General features: G+C 66.7%; 11 protein-coding genes and 1 pseudogene. 5 read left to right on the top strand and 7 right to left on the bottom strand.

All coding sequences use genetic code 11. From position 1 onward, the window contains the following. The 5 genes and pseudogenes from IC66_RS0126115 to msrA all read left to right on the top strand — a co-directional run. Window positions 1-684, top strand: a pseudogene (locus IC66_RS0126115) (epoxide hydrolase); the annotation flags it as partial. 31 nt (window positions 685-715) lie between these two features. After that, window positions 716-1,564 (top strand): enoyl-CoA hydratase/isomerase family protein, encoded by an 849-nt coding sequence (locus IC66_RS0126110; protein ID WP_038949638.1) that lies wholly within the window; start codon window positions 716-718, stop codon window positions 1,562-1,564. Between the two features lie 109 nt (window positions 1,565-1,673). Then, the gene (locus tag IC66_RS0126105) at window positions 1,674-2,096 is read left to right on the top strand and encodes an OsmC family protein (protein ID WP_038949636.1); all 423 of its coding nucleotides are present in this window, start codon (window positions 1,674-1,676) and stop codon (window positions 2,094-2,096) included. Window positions 2,097-2,117: 21 nt separating this feature from the next. After that, on the top strand, window positions 2,118-2,573 hold the full coding sequence (locus tag IC66_RS0126100) for a cupin domain-containing protein (RefSeq protein ID WP_028143734.1): 456 nt from the start codon (window positions 2,118-2,120) through the stop codon (window positions 2,571-2,573). Between the two features lie 29 nt (window positions 2,574-2,602). Next, window positions 2,603-3,118, top strand: coding sequence for a peptide-methionine (S)-S-oxide reductase MsrA (msrA, locus tag IC66_RS0126095; protein WP_038949635.1), 516 nt, complete (start codon window positions 2,603-2,605; stop codon window positions 3,116-3,118). A 17-nt stretch (window positions 3,119-3,135) separates the two neighbouring features. On the opposite strand, the gene IC66_RS0126090 is transcribed toward msrA, so the two are convergent. The 7 genes from IC66_RS0126090 to IC66_RS0126060 form a co-directional block, all read right to left on the bottom strand. Continuing rightward, complete coding sequence (locus IC66_RS0126090) at window positions 3,136-5,982, bottom strand: ATP-binding protein (protein WP_038949634.1); 2,847 nt, start codon at window positions 5,980-5,982, stop codon at window positions 3,136-3,138. Window positions 5,983-6,142: 160 nt separating this feature from the next. Continuing rightward, window positions 6,143-7,297, bottom strand: coding sequence for an MFS transporter (locus IC66_RS0126085; RefSeq protein ID WP_038949633.1), 1,155 nt, complete (start codon window positions 7,295-7,297; stop codon window positions 6,143-6,145). Window positions 7,298-7,354: 57 nt separating this feature from the next. Next, a complete protein-coding gene (locus tag IC66_RS0126080) occupies window positions 7,355-8,686 on the bottom strand; it encodes an ATP-binding protein (RefSeq protein WP_038949632.1) in 1,332 nt (443 codons plus the stop codon). Beyond that, complete coding sequence (locus IC66_RS0126075) at window positions 8,683-9,393, bottom strand: response regulator (protein ID WP_038949631.1); 711 nt, start codon at window positions 9,391-9,393, stop codon at window positions 8,683-8,685. Before IC66_RS0126075 ends, IC66_RS0126080 begins: the two co-directional genes overlap by 4 nt. A 90-nt stretch (window positions 9,394-9,483) precedes the next feature. Further along, complete coding sequence (locus IC66_RS0126070; RefSeq protein ID WP_038949630.1) at window positions 9,484-11,445, bottom strand: MacB family efflux pump subunit; 1,962 nt, start codon at window positions 11,443-11,445, stop codon at window positions 9,484-9,486. Between the two features lie 13 nt (window positions 11,446-11,458). After that, window positions 11,459-12,694, bottom strand: coding sequence for an efflux RND transporter periplasmic adaptor subunit (locus IC66_RS0126065; protein WP_038949629.1), 1,236 nt, complete (start codon window positions 12,692-12,694; stop codon window positions 11,459-11,461). Then, window positions 12,691-14,133 (bottom strand): efflux transporter outer membrane subunit, encoded by a 1,443-nt coding sequence (locus tag IC66_RS0126060; protein WP_240536507.1) that lies wholly within the window; start codon window positions 14,131-14,133, stop codon window positions 12,691-12,693. Before IC66_RS0126060 ends, IC66_RS0126065 begins: the two co-directional genes overlap by 4 nt. Window positions 14,134-14,631 lie beyond the last annotated feature (498 nt).

Genomic DNA, 14,631 nt, shown 5'->3' with positions numbered 1-14,631 from the left:
GGCTCCAGCCGCTACGTCGCGCAAGGCGGCGATTGGGGTAATGCCGTGACGGAGCAGATGGCGCTGATCGCGCCGCCGGAATTGCTCGGCATCCACACCAACATGCCCGCGACCGTCCCCGACGACATCGCCAAGGCGCTTCAACCCGGCGGAACGCGCCCGGCGAACCTTTCGGCCGACGAGCGCCTTGCCTACGACCAGCTCGATGATTTCTACAAGCACGGTCTCGGCTACGCGATCGAGATGTCGAACCGGCCGCAGACGCTCAATGGCCTCGTGGATTCGCCCGCGGGCCTCGCGTCCTGGATGCTCGATCACGATGCGCGCAGCGCCGCGATGATCGCGCGCGTGTTCGACGGCCGGACGGAAGGGCTGTCGCGCGACGACGTGGTCGACAATATCACGCTCTATTGGCTCACCAACACCGCGGTCTCCTCGGCCCGCCTGTACTGGGAGAACAAGCTGGTGTTCTTCGCGCCCAAGCACGTCAAGATTCCCGTCGCCGTCAGCGTCTTTCCGGACGAGATCTACGCCGCGCCGCGGAGCTGGGCAGAGAAGGCCTACCCCAAGCTGATCCACTACAACCGTCTCGACAAGGGCGGACACTTCGCGGCCTGGGAGCAGCCGGCGCTGTTCTCCGCGGAAGTGCGCACCGCGTTCCGCCCGCTGCGGCAATCGATCTGAGATGCGAACCCACACATCAGGAGTGCAAGACATGAACCGTCCCGAACCCACCTTCACGACCGAACAGATCCACCTCGAGCGCCGCCTGCCGTCCTACTGGCGTGTCACCTTCGACATGCCGCCGGTGAATATTTTCGGCCCGAAGCAGCTGCCGCTGCTGGGCGACATCGTCACCAGGATCGAGACCGATCCGGACGTGAAGGTCGTGGTGTTCGACAGTGCCGTCGAAGGCTTCTTCATCACCCATTACGACTTCCTCGCGCCGCTGGAGGATTCGCTTCGTATTCCGCCGGGGCCGACCGGCCTCGAGGCGCTGCCCGACATGCTGGTGCGCCTCAGCCGCGCGCCGGTCGTCTCCATCGCCTCGATCCGGGGCCGCGCGACCGGTGTCGGCAGCGAGCTCGCGCTCGCGAGCGACATGCGCTTTGCCAGCCGCGAGAAGGCGATCCTGTCGCAATGGGAGGTCGGGGCGGGCCTCGTGCCCGGTGGCGGGCCGATGGCGCGATTGCCGCGCCTGATGGGCCGCGGCCGTGCGCTCGAAGTGCTGCTCGGCGCCGACGACATCCATGGCGATCTCGCCGAACGCTACGGTTACGTCAACCGGTCGTTGCCGGACGCCGAGCTCGATGGTTTCGTCGAGGCACTCGCCATGCGCATCGCCTCGTTCGACAAGGAGGCGATCGCCGAGACCAAGCGCCTTGTCGATGTCGCAAGCCTGCCGCCGGACGCCGAAATCAAGCCGGAGTGGGACGCGTTCCTGGCCTCGCTCGGCCGCCCCGCGAGCCAGACCAGGATCAAGGCGCTGATGGCGCGCGGCTTCCACCGCTCCGGGGACGTCGAGAACCGGCTCGGCTTCCACGTCGGACAGATCGGCAGCTAACGGAACCGTTGCGACGCGCGGCCAGTTGGAGCGGCGGCATGCGGTCACGCCGATGCCGCCTTCCACCGGTACGGAGTAGCGGTGCTGAAATCAAACAAGGAGAATTGAGATGATCCGCAAGGCAACGGCAGTCTGGAAAGGCACCGGTCGCGATGGGACCGGTCATCTGACGAGCGAATCCAGCGTGCTCGCGCAGACACCCTATTCGTTCAAGACCCGCTTCGAGAACGAGAAGGGTACCAATCCCGAGGAGTTGATCGCGGCGGCCCATGCCGGCTGTTTTACGATGGCGCTGGCCTTTGGCCTTCAGATGGCCGGTTTCACGCCGGACGAGCTCTCGACCGAAGCCGCCGTCACGCTCGAGCCCGAAGGCAAGGGCTTCAAGATCAGCAAGTCCGCGCTGACCTTGCGTGCCAAGGTGCCGAACCTCGACGACGCAGGTTTTGCCAAGATCGCCGGCGAGGCCGAGAAGAACTGCCCGGTCTCGAAGGTGCTCAACGCCGCGATCACGCTCGACGCCAAGCTGGGCTGACTGAACGCAGGGAGTGTTGCCATGTCTCGCCAAAATCCGTCTCGCCAACATCAGCCGGATGAGGACAGGTTCCGGGCGATCCTGCCCGAGGATATCGCATGGCAACCCTTTCCGGCATTTCCGCCCGGTGCGCGATTGGCCGTCATGGTCGGACATCCAGCCGAGCCCGGACCTTACGTGGTCCGGGTCAAGGTGCCCGGCGGCACGAGGTTGATGCCGCACAAGCATCCGGAGGACCGCATCTACACGGTCATGTCGGGCGTGTTCTACATCGGGCTCGGCGAGAGTTTTGACGGCGATAAAGTCAGCGCCTATCCGCCAGGGAGTGTTATCGTGCTGCCTGGCGAGACCTGGCATTTCCATTGGGCGAAGGCCGGCGAGTATGTCACGCAGGTGAGTGCGATCGGGCCGCTGGGCCTCGAATATCACGACGACAAGGATGACCCGCGCTTGCGTGCGGTTGCGGAGCAAAGGTAAGCATCTCGACGAAACCAAGGGAGCATCAAATGACGACGGAGCGCGCAGTTTTGGCCGGAGGCTGCTTCTGGGGCATGCAGGATCTGATCCGCAAGCAACCGGGCGTGATCTCGACACGCGTCGGCTACACCGGCGGTAAGGTGAAGAACGCGACCTACCGCAACCACGAAGGCCACGCCGAGGCGATCGAGATCATGTTCGATCCCGCCAGGACCAGCTACCGGACCATGCTCGAGTTCTTCTTCCAGATCCACGATCCCACCACGCTCGATCGCCAGGGCAATGATCGCGGCACCAGCTATCGCTCCGCGATCTTCTATACGAGCGACGAGCAGAAGAAGATCGCCGAAGACACCATCGCCGACGTCGAGGCGTCCGGCCTGTGGCCCGGCAAGGTGGTGACCGAGGTCGCGCCCGCAGGAGAGTTCTGGGAGGCCGAGCCCGAGCATCAGGACTATCTCGAACGTTATCCCGACGGCTACACCTGCCACTTCATCCGGCCCGGCTGGAAGCTGCCGCGCCGCGCTGCTGCCGTCGGAGGCTAGATCAAGACGCCGCGCCGTCAGGCCCGCGATCGCGCGATCAGATCGCGGGCCATGCGCATGTCGGCGATATCGGAGCCTTCGGCAAACGTCCCGCAGACGTTGTCGAGAACCACCCGGGCTTCCGCGCCCCGGCCGGCTCCGATCATGGCCCGCGCGAGGCTGGTCGCGCAGCGGAGCTCCCAGAAGCGCGCGCCCTGCTGGGCGGCAATGTCGATGGCCTCGCGAAAGTGCACCTCGGCCTGCTCCGCATGCCGCGCGCTCCTGAGCATCAATTCTCCCTTGATGCGGAGCAGCTCCGGCAGATACCAGCGCTCCTGCCGGTCGTTGCAACGGGTCAGGACGTCTTCGATCACGTCGAGGCCGCGGTCGACCTGGTCGGCTTCGAGGAAGCACGCGGCGAGCTCGCCGAGCAGCGGCAGAAAGCGCGGCAGGAAGCGCGCATCGCCGGCGCGGTTGAGCTCTTCCCGCAAAAGCGGCAGGCCGGTGGCGATGTCGCCGCGCCTGGCCACGACCGCGGCGTTGAAGGCGCGTGCCCATAGGCCCCACAGCCGGATCCCGTGGCGCTCGGTGTGTTCGAGCAGCTCGGCGCCGTGGCGCTCGGCAGCATCGAAATCGCCGGACCAGAACGCGATCGGGCAGGCGGCCTGTCCCAGCACGCTGCAGAAGGTCAGCGCATGGCCGTTGGCGCGGCCTTCCTCGATGTTCGTGGCGGCGAGCGCCTGGGCCTGATCGGCGAGCCCCTGAAGCCACAGGATGCGGGCCCGGAAATATTGCGTCGATATCCTGAGATCGAGCGGGAAGATTTTCGGCTTCGCCACCAGCACATGCAGCGAGGCGTTCACGCGGTCGATGCGTTGCCGCGCGTCGTTCTGATCACCCAGATAATGCAACGCGACGGCCATCAGGCGGTCGCCCAGCATGAGATCGGTGCTGTCAGGCGAATTCGCAGCCGCGTTCGCAAAGCGCTCGGCGAGCACGCGGGCCTTGCCGAACTGCCCGTTGTTGAACTGGTCGATGCACAGGCCCCAGAGCGCCCGCAGCCGGAAGTCCTTGTCGTCGAGGCTCTCGGCCAGCTCCAGCGTCGTCTCGAGGATCGGGCGCGCCTCGCGCGCGCGGCCCTCGCCATACATCAGCGACCAGCCGAGTGCCGACAGGAGCTGCATGCGGACGCGGTCGTTGTCGCCGTCGTCTCCGAGCGCCGCCAGTGCCGTTCTGCTGCGCTCGCGGCATTCGGCGAACAGCGACAGACGCACCCACAGGGTGACCGCGGCCGCCGTCAGCGCAACGCCGAGCCGGGTGTCGCCGTCGGGCGCGAAGGCCCAGTCCAGCGCCGCGCGCACATTGTCGAGCTCCCCACCATAGGTGCTGAGCCATTCGGGCAGCGGCGTCGACGCGTCGGCCCCCGCGCGCTCGAAGAAATCGCGAAAATGCTCCGCATGACGCCGCGCGAACTGCCTGGCTTCGCCGAGCTCGTTCAGTTTCCCGAGCGCGTAGGTGCGCGTGGTGTCGAGCAGGCGATAGCGGAGCGTCCGCGAGCCGGATGGCGAGATCAGCGATTTGGTGACCAGGCTGTCGATCGCCTCCAGCGTCTCCGAGGTGCTGAGGCCATCGCCGGACGCGACCGCGGCAGCCGCCTCCGGCGCGAAGGGTCCTGCGAACACCGACAATCGCCGCAAGGTGGCGCTTTCCGCCGGAGGCAGCAGGTCGTAGCTCCAGTCGAGGGCGGCGGCGAGCGTCTGGTGCCGCGGGACGGCCGTGCGCCGTCCCCGCCATTGCAGCGAGAAGCGGCTGTCGAGCAGGGAAGCGGTGCCGGCGATGCCATACGCATTGACACGGCCTGCCGCAAGCTCGATCGCCAGCGCAATGCCGTCGAGGCGCCGGCAGATGCTGGCGACAAGCGGCGCCTCTTCGGCGCTGAGCTGGAACGGCCCGGAGCTCTGCGCGATGCGCTCGACGAAGAGCTGGGCCGCGGGGTAGGCGAGAACCTCGGCGACGTCGAGGCCGTCGCGCTCGGGCGGACAATCCAGCGGAAACAGCCGGAAGATCCGCTCGCCTTCGCTTCGGAACGACTCGCGGCTGGTGGCGAGAACACGAAGCTGCGGCGCTTCGCGAACGATGCGCTCGACGAGAGGCGCCAGATTATCCAGCACATGCTCGCAGCTGTCGAAGATCAGCAGGGCCGGCCCGGTCTTCAGAAATGTCAGCAGGGCCGGCGTCGGATCCTCCGCGCTGACGGTCAGTCCGAGGACGGCGGCGATGCTGGTTGGGACATGGCTCGCATCCCGCAGCGGACCGAAATCGACGAAGAAGACGCGGCCGTCGAAATCCGCCGAGCGGCGATGCCCGACCGTGACGGCGACGGCGGTCTTCCCGATGCCGCCGGGACCGACCAGGGTCATGAAGCGATAGAGCGTCAGGCCGTTCGAAATCTTCTCGATGACCTCCTCGCGTCCGACCATCTTCGCAAGCTGGGCGGGCAGGGAGCGGGGAGGAATGATTTCGGCGGCGGCTGGCGCGACCTGCGAGGGCGCTTGAGCGAACGGGGCGACAAAGCAATAGCCACGGCCGGGTACATTGAGGACATAACGGGCCGATTTTCCGGTATCGCCGAGCACCTTGCGGAGCGCTGCGACATGGAAGCGCAGACTGCCCTCGTCGACATTCACCTCGGCCCAGATGCGCTTGACCAGCTCTCTCTTGTCGACGACTTCTCCGGGGCGCTCGGCAAGCAGGATGAGAATATCGAGCGCGCGGCCGCCGACGTGAAGCGGCTCCCCTTCCTTTTCCAGGAGCCGGGACTTGGGAAACAGCCGAAATGGCCCGAATGAAATGGCCGAGTCTTGGTTGTTATTGTGAGCTGGCACGTGCCATTGCCCCCCGCAACGGGAGTCAAAAGGTATTTTGTTGTGGTCTAGCAGAACGAGGCGTCCAGTAAACTGGCCGAAAGCAGCATGGCTGGCAGACCTGCGCAGATGACTTCAGTCGGCTTCGGCTCCGCCTGAATCATGCTGGAAATGGAAGGGGTTAGGTCGCCGTGGTCTTACCCTTGTCCTTTGTGACGATGTGTGCCGACAGCGTGACCAGACCCATCAGCGCAGCCAGCAGCCAGAACGCCATGGGCAATCCGCCAAAACGCGCGACGAAGCCGACGCCGGCGGGGCCGATGAGGATTCCTGCGTAGCCCGCGGTCGTGATCGCCGCGACCGCAAGCCCCGTGGGCATCACCGTCTGCCGCGCCGCCCGACGGAACAGCACCGGCACGAGATTCGACGCGCCGAGCCCGATCAGCAGGAATCCGCCGATGGCGACCGCTGCGATGGGCGCCGTGAGCAGGACCACGAAACCGGCGATCGCAATCAGGCTGCCCCAGAGCAACGTCGTGCGGTCGCCGATCCGCGCGACGACGGCGTCGCCGCCGAGCCGGCCCGCAGTCATCGCGATCGAGAACACGATATAGCCGGCGCCGCCTTGCGCTTCGGTGACGAGACCTGCACCGATGACGAGCAGGGCGCCCCAATCGAGCATCGCACCTTCGACCAGGAAGGTGATGGCGCCGAGCAGCGCGAGCAGCAGCACCGATCCGTGCGGCAGCACGAACAGCGGGCCCTCCTGCACCTGCACGGAACGAAGCAGGCGCGGCGAGGTCAGGGCCATCGCGAGCAGCATCAGGGCGGAGCAGACCAGCGTGCAGGCGAGCGTTCCGAATTGCAGCGAGAGCAGCGCCGTCATCAGCGCGGATCCGGCAAAACCCCCGATGCTGAACAGGGCGTGGAAGCCGGACATCAGCGGGCGGTGCGCGGCGCGCTCCACCTCCACGGCGTGGATGTTCATGGCGACGTCGATCGAGCCGAGCGCGGCGCCGAATGCGAAAAGCGCCAGCGCCAGCGTTGCGGGCGAAGCCGCAATGGCGAGCAGGGGCAGGACCAGCGCCAGGCCGAACCCGCCGGCAATGATGATCGGCCTGCTGCCGTAGCGTGCGCTCACGATTCCGGTCACCAGCATCGCGATGACCGAGCCGATGCCGAGGCTGAGCAGCAGCAGTCCGAGCACGCCGTCATCGACGCCGAGCCGCGTCTTCGCGAACGGCACCAGCGGCGCCCAGCACGAGATGCCGAAACCCGCGACGAGGAAGGCAAGCCGGGTCGCAAGGCGCGTCGCAGGCCGGTCGGCGGAAGACATGGGAACTCCGGAGAAGCAGAGGCAGGGCGATCGACAAGCCCGAGAAATGCCGCGGCTTTATGTCCGAGGCGCTCCCAAATCGTCGCGGGCAGCCCGCGCGAGCTGCAAGCGGACGCGCAGGCCCTGTGGCGCGTTGTCGAGCAGCTGAAGCGTTCCGTCATGCGCGGTCACGATCGCCTGCGCGATCGACAGACCGAGACCAAATCCTGATGTCTCGTCCATGGTGCGGGCTTCCTCTCCGCGCACAAAGGGCTCCAGCATCGCGGCCTTGCTTTCGTCGGGAATGCCCGGCCCGTCGTCGCAGACGTCGATGACGAGCCGGTCCTCGGCGGTCAACAGCGCGACGTCGATTTGGGTTCCGAATCGCGTTGCGTTCTCGATGAGGTTGGTGACCGCGCGAATGATTTCGTCGGGCCGCAGGACGAAGGCGGCCCTGTCGGGGCCGGAATAGGTCACGGCAAATCCGGAATCCGAAAACTGCTCGCAAACCATCTGAAGCAGCGCCGCGACGTCCACCAGCGTCGGCTTGACCGGGCTTTCGCTGCGCAGGAGCGACAGCACCGATTCGAGCATCGACTGCATCTGGTCGAGGTCGCGCACGGTCTGCGTGCGTTGTGCCGGATCCTCGATATATTCCGAACGCAGCCGCAGACGCGTGATCGGCGTGCGCAGGTCATGACTGATGGCCGCGAGCATGCGGGTTCTGTCGTTCATCAGCGTGGTGATGCGATCGCGCATCCGGTTCAGCGCCCTTGCCGCGGACCTGATCTCCTCCGGTCCGTTTTCCGGCAGCGGCGCGGAGGACCGGCTCAGGCTGAAATCCTCCGCCGCGCGCGCGAAGGCCGACAGCGGCGAGGAGAGCGCGCGGCCGGCCCAGACGCCGAGCAGCGTCAGGCTTGCCACGAGGAACAGCAGCGTCGAGGTCCAGAGGCCGCTGACGAAGGCCGGCATCTTGGGCGATCCGATCGTGGCTTCGAGCACGTCGTCGCCCGGAAGGTAGAACCAGACGCGCTCGCCGTCCGCGCCGCTGCCGCGAACGAGCTCGGCCCTGACACCAAGCGCAGAGGGGATGGTCAGTGAGGTCCGCATCGACTGCGGCGTGGCGGCGGCGGATACGCTGTCCCGCAATTGGAGCTTGAGCGGCGGAAAGGTCTGGCTGACGCTGTCGAGGACGATCGCGCGCTCGGCCTTCGGCGTGTTGGCGATGATCCGCACGATCAGTTCGATCTGCTCCAGCGGCGTGTCCGCCAGCAACTTCGGCTGGTTGAGGAGAAAATAGCCGGCGATCAGGACATGGATCAGGACCAGCGATCCCAGGATCAAGGCGGCGATCTGGCCGCTGATCCGCCTGAAGCTGAAGAGCGCGACGATGTCGGCGGTGCGGCTCATGCTTCCTCCACCCTCGGGGTGAAGACGTACCCGCCGATGCGGACGGTCTTGATCACGGATGCGCCTTCCGCCCGGTCGAGCTTGCGGCGCAGCCGGCTGACCAGCACGTCGATGCTGCGGCCGAAGCTTGCTCCGGCACGACCGCGCGTCATGCTCAGGAGGTTGTCGCGGGTGAGGATGCGGCCGGCCCGCTCGCAGAAGGCCTGCAGCAGATCGAACTCGGCACTGGTCAGGGGCACCTGCGCGCCCTCGGGATCGCGCAATTCGCGCAGGCGAAGATCGATGGTCCAGCCCTGGAACTTGAGACGCGCCGCGGTGGGGCCCGTGAGGCTGCTCGATCGCCGCCGCAGCACGGCGTTGATCCTGGCGAGGAGCTCGCGCGGGTTGAACGGCTTTGGCAGATAGTCGTCGGCGCCCATCTCGAGGCCGAGGATACGGTCGAGATCCTCGCCCTTCGCGGTGAGGATGATGATCGGCGTCGTGGACTCCATCCGCAGCCGGCGGCAGAGGCTGAGGCCGTCCTCGCCCGGCAGCATCAGGTCGAGCACGATCAGGTCGACCCGCTCGCGGGAGAGATGGCGGTCCATCTCCCTGCCGTTCGCGACCGCGTCGACCGAGAAGTTGTGATCAAGCAGATAACGCGAGATGAGGTCGCGGGTCTGCTTGTCGTCCTCGACGATCAGGATGTTCTGGGGGCCGCTGGTCATGATTGAAATCGCATCGGGGTTGCCGATCGTTGGTCGATTTGCGGACGAATGTCTCGCCCGAAGAACTACGGTCATCGTGCAATCCTAAGGTCAGTCGCGGCTCAGTGCCACCACGGGGTCGAGGAAGGCGGCGCGGCGGGCGGGGAAGAAGCCGAAGGCAACCCCGATCCCGGTCGAGGTCAGGAACGCCGCGCCGATCGAGAACGTCGAATAGCTGACCTCGAATCCGGGCACCGCGACGTTGATGGCCACGCCGAGCAGCATCGCGACGAGAATGCCGGCGATGCCGCCGATCGACGAGATCAGGGTCGCTTCCACCAGGAATTGCTGGAGGATGTCGCTGCGCCTGGCGCCGACCGCCATGCGCACGCCGATCTCACTGATCCGCTCCGATACGGACACCAGCATGATGTTCATGACACCGATGCCGCCGACGACCAGCGAGATCACCGCGATCGCCGCCACCAGGAACGCCAGCGTCTGTGTCGTGCTGGTGATGGTGCGGCGGATATCGTCGGTGTTGAGGATGACGAAATCCCGGCTGTTGTGCCGCTGTGTCAGTAGCGTGGTCACCGCGTCCTGCGCCAGCGCAGTCGAAACGTCGTCGCTGATCCGCAGCAGGATGCTGCGCAGCGCGCGATCGCCCGTGAACTGGGCCTGCACGGTGGTGTAGGGCAGGTAGACCGACAGGTTCTGGTTCGAGCCGAACCCGCCCTGCTGCTGGGCGATGACGCCGACGATGCGACAGGGCACCTTGCCGAGCCAGATCACGCGGCCGATCCCGGAGGTCTGGTCGTCGGCGAAGAAGGTCTTGCGGGTATTGTCGTCGATGACGGCCTGCCGCTCGATGTTGCGGATCGCATCGGTATCGAACAGGCGTCCTTTCGCGAGCTTGGCGCCCTTGACCTGGAAATAGCTCTCGCCGACGCCGTTCACCAGCACGTTGGACTCGTTACCGCGATATCGCACCGTCGTGCTGGTCGACACCGTCGGCGTGACCCCGGCAATGAAATCCTGCCGGCCGAGCGCGCGGGCGTCGCCCAGTACCAGCGTCTTGATCTTGCCGGCGCGGGCGTCGCCAAAGTCCTTGCCCGGAAATACCTCGATCGTGTTGGTGCCGAGGCTCGAAATGTCGGACAGCACCTTGCGCTGGGACGCGTTGCCGAGCGCGACCACCGACGACACCGCGGCGATGCCGATGATGATGCCGAGCATGGTCAGGAAGGCGCGCAGCCGGTGCGCGGCCATCGCAACCAGCGCCATCCGCGAGGCCTCCCGCAGGCGCCGCAAGGCGCCGGACCAGCCGGTGCCGCTGCTCCATGACGTCCGCGACACCGGAACCGCCGGCTCCGACGCGCTTGTCGTCTCCGCGCGGCGATCGGAGGCGATCCTGCCGTCGCGCAGCTCGATGATGCGTTCGGCCCGCGCGGCGACATCGGCATCGTGGGTGACGATGATGATCGTCCGCCCCTCGCGGTGCAGCTCTTTCAGGATCTTCAGGACCTCCTCGCCGCTGCGCCGGTCGAGCGCGCCGGTGGGCTCGTCCGCCAGGATGACCTCGGCGCCGTTGATCAGCGCGCGTGCGATCGAGACACGCTGCTGCTGGCCGCCCGATAGCTGGTTCGGGCGATGGCCGCGCCGGTCGTTGACGCCGAGCCTTGCGAGAAGCTGCTCTGCGCGCGTGCGGCGCTCGCGGGCCTTCATCCCGGCATAGATCGCGGGGATCTCGACATTCTCGCCGGCCGAGAGGTCGCCGAGCAGATGATAGCGCTGGAAGATGAAGCCGAAATGCTCACGGCGCAGCGCCGCCAGCGCATCGGCATCGAGCTCGGAGACGTTCTTGCCGGCGACGCGATAGGTGCCGGAGGTCGGGCGGTCGAGACAGCCGAGGATGTTGAGCAGCGTCGATTTGCCCGATCCGGACGAGCCGATGATCGCCACCATCTCGCCGGGTTGGATGCTCAGCGAGAAATCGTCGAGCGCGACCACGCTGGTGTCGCCGGCCGTGAACTCCCGCCGGACCTTCTCGATCGCGATGATCGGATCGGCCAAATGAGGGATCATGTCAGGGACCTCCCCCTCCCGGCGGGCCGCCGGGCATGCCGCGCGATGCGGTCTGCTCGTTCGCCTCGCCGGTCACGACACGTTCGCCCTCGTCGAGGCCGGACTTGATCTCGACAATGGTGCGATCGTTGAGGCCGGTCTTGACCTCGCGCTCGCTGATGTCACCGGACGCGGCGAGCGTGCGCACCGTGCTGCGGCCGTCGGACTTCCGCATCACCGCGAGCGCCGGGATCACCTTCACGCGCTTGGCCTCGCCGGTGACGATGTGCACCTCGGCGGTCATGTAGGTCCGCAGCGAGAGCTCCTTGTTCGGCACGTTGAAGACACCGATGTAGTAGATCGCCGTGCTTGTCGAGCTCGACGAGCTCGTGCTCGAGGTCGAGCTGGTGGTGGTCGAGGAGAAGCTGGCGTCGTTCTTGATCGATTCGGGCGCCGGCTCGATCTGCTCGAGCCGGGCCTCATAGCGATGGTCCTGGTCGCCGAGGATGGTGAAGTAGAGCGATTGTCCCGGCCTGACCTTGACGATGTCGGCCTCGGAGATCTCCGCCCGCACCGTCATCGTCGCGAGCTGGCCGAGCACGACGATGGTCGGTGCGGACTGCACCGCGTTGACCGTCTGTCCTTCCTGCACCACGGTGGCGAGGACCGTGCCGTCGATCGGCGCGGTGATGCGGGTGTATTCGAGGTTCACGCGTGACGTCTCGACGCTGGCTTCCGCCCCCACGATCAGGGCTTCGAGGGCGGCGATCTGGGCGCGGGTCTGCCGCACGGTCGAATCCGCGCTGTCGAAGTCGCTGCGCGACGTCGCGCGTTGCGCCAGGGTCGCCTGCTGGCGCGCGAGATTGGCCTCGGCCAGCACCAGCGCGGCCTCCTTCTCGACCTTCTGCGCCCGATAGTTCTTCAGCGACGCCTCGGAGCTGCGCAGATCGTTCTGCCTGGTGACGGGATCGATCTGAGCGATGACGTCGCCGGCCTTCACCGTGTCGCCGACGCGGACGTTGAGGGCGGTGATCCGGCCTGACACCTGCGCGCCGACCGCGGTCAGCCGCGCCGGCTTCAGCGTGCCGCTGGCGAGCACCTCCTCGCGCAAATCGCTGACGGTGACCGGCGCCGTGATGTAGGACTGCGCCTTGCTCGACGTTCCCGGAAAGCGCGTGGCCGCGACCACGCCGGTCGCCACGACGGCAATAATCGCTGCGGCGATCTTCAGGCGTCTGGCGGTGATGATCTCGGTCACTTCTGCGCCTCCCGGAAGTGAGGTCCCGTGTTGGTGTCCACGATAACAGGCGTCGATACGTCGACCGGATCGGACCAGCCGCCGCCGAGCGCCTTTGCCAGCGCGATGTAATCCTTGGCAGCCGACACCTTGCTCTGGATCAGCGAATCCTCGGCCGAATAGAGCGAACGTTCGGCGTCCAGCACGTCGATGAAGCTGGCGCTGCCGGTCTCGAACAGCGATCGCGACAGCCGTGCGGCTTCGCGGTAGTTCCTGGCCGCCTCCGTCAGCTTGGTGGCGCGCACGCGTTCGCGCGACAACGAGACCAGGGCATTCTCGACGTCCTCGAGCGCGGTGAGCAGGGTCGAATGGAACGTGGCGAACGCCTGGTCGCGTTGCGCCTCCGCAATCCTGACCGTGGCCAGGCGCTTGCCCGCGTCGAACACCGGTACGGTGATCGAGGGGCCGACCGACCAGCTGACGCTCGAATATTTGGCGAGATCGCCGGCCCGCAGCGCAGAGGTGCCGACCGAGCCGGTCAACGACACCGCCGGATAGCGGTCGGCCTCCGCGGCGCCGATCTTGGCGGTCGCCTGCGCCAGCTTGCGCTCGGCACTGGCAATATCGGGACGGCTCATGAGGAGATCGGCGGGCAGTCCCATGGGAAGCGGCATACGCGGCGCCGGCACGGGCGCGGACTGCGCCATCGACGAGGCGACGCCGCCGGGCGGCCGCCCGAGCAGGATTCCGAGCCGGTGAACGTCGGCCGCAAGCGCCGCCTGATAGGTCGGAACGTTGGCTTCTGTGCTTGCGGCCTGCGCGGTGGCCTTGGCGAGATCGACGGCGTTGCCGCTGCCGGCCTCGTATTTGCTGCGGGTGAGCTTTTCGGTGTCGCGCTGCGAGACCGCGGTCCGCTGCGCCAGCGCGATCCGGGCCTGATAGCCGCGCGCCTCGACGTAATAGGCGGCGACGTCGCCGATCAGCGTGACGAGGCTGTCGCGTAGATCCTCCTCGGCGGATTGCGCACCATGCGCCGCGGCCTCGATGCTCCGCTGCGTGCCGCCGAACAGGTCGAGCTCCCAGCTCGAATCGAAGCTTGCCTGGTGAAGTGAGTAGGGCGCACTGTCGACGAGGACGGACGAGGAGCCGGCACTGGACTTGTTGCTGGTCACCGAGGCCGTGCCGCTCACGGACGGAAACAGGCCTGCCGTCGTCTGTTGCAGCGTGGCGCGCGCCTCGCGCACGGCCGCTTTCGCCTTCGCGACATCAGGGTTGGCTTCGATGGCCTCCTCGATCAGCCGGCTGAGCAGGGGATCGCGCAAGCGCAGCCACCAGCGGTCGAGCTTGCCGGCGTCCCGATGCGGGGCGGTGTTGGTGCTCCAGTGCGAGGGCAAGGCGAGCTTGGGCGGGCCGGCATAATCCGGGCCGACCGCGCAGCCGGCCAGGGCGCTGCCCAGCATCAGCGCAACGCAGGCTGATCCGGCGCGCGACATGGGGCTGCGCAACGGGGCGGGCTTCGGACGATGCGTCTCCTTGGCCGTTGGCAGGGGACTTGCGGCGAACGAGTACGACGGCATCAAATCGGCTGAAATCCACTGACCTCGGCTCGGAGGGAGCTCATGGCCCTCAGGGGCAGGACGAGGCAGCCGCCACTAGCCGGCCGATCGTGGCCTTTCGGCAGCGGGAATGTTGCTGAATGTAAACAGGTATTGCAGGACGTCTCGGCGCTGCCGAAGCGGTGATGTCCCGCAGCCCGGATGGAGCGAAAGCGTAAATCCGGACTGCTCGCCCGGCATTTTGCACCGTCCCGGATTCCGCTAGCGCTCCATCCGGGTTACGCGACCCGCCTGTGTCGCCGCGTGTCAATCCGCTCCGTTAAAAATATTCCACTTTACCGAAATTCGGTTTCGACGTATGTGTCGTCCATCCCGGCTTGACCTTGAGGGGCGATCGCGCGT

The organism is Bradyrhizobium genomosp. III (assembly GCF_000261705.1).
Taxonomy (GTDB): domain Bacteria; phylum Pseudomonadota; class Alphaproteobacteria; order Rhizobiales; family Xanthobacteraceae; genus Bradyrhizobium; species Bradyrhizobium ottawaense.
This window is presented reverse-complemented; position numbering and strand designations above follow the sequence as displayed.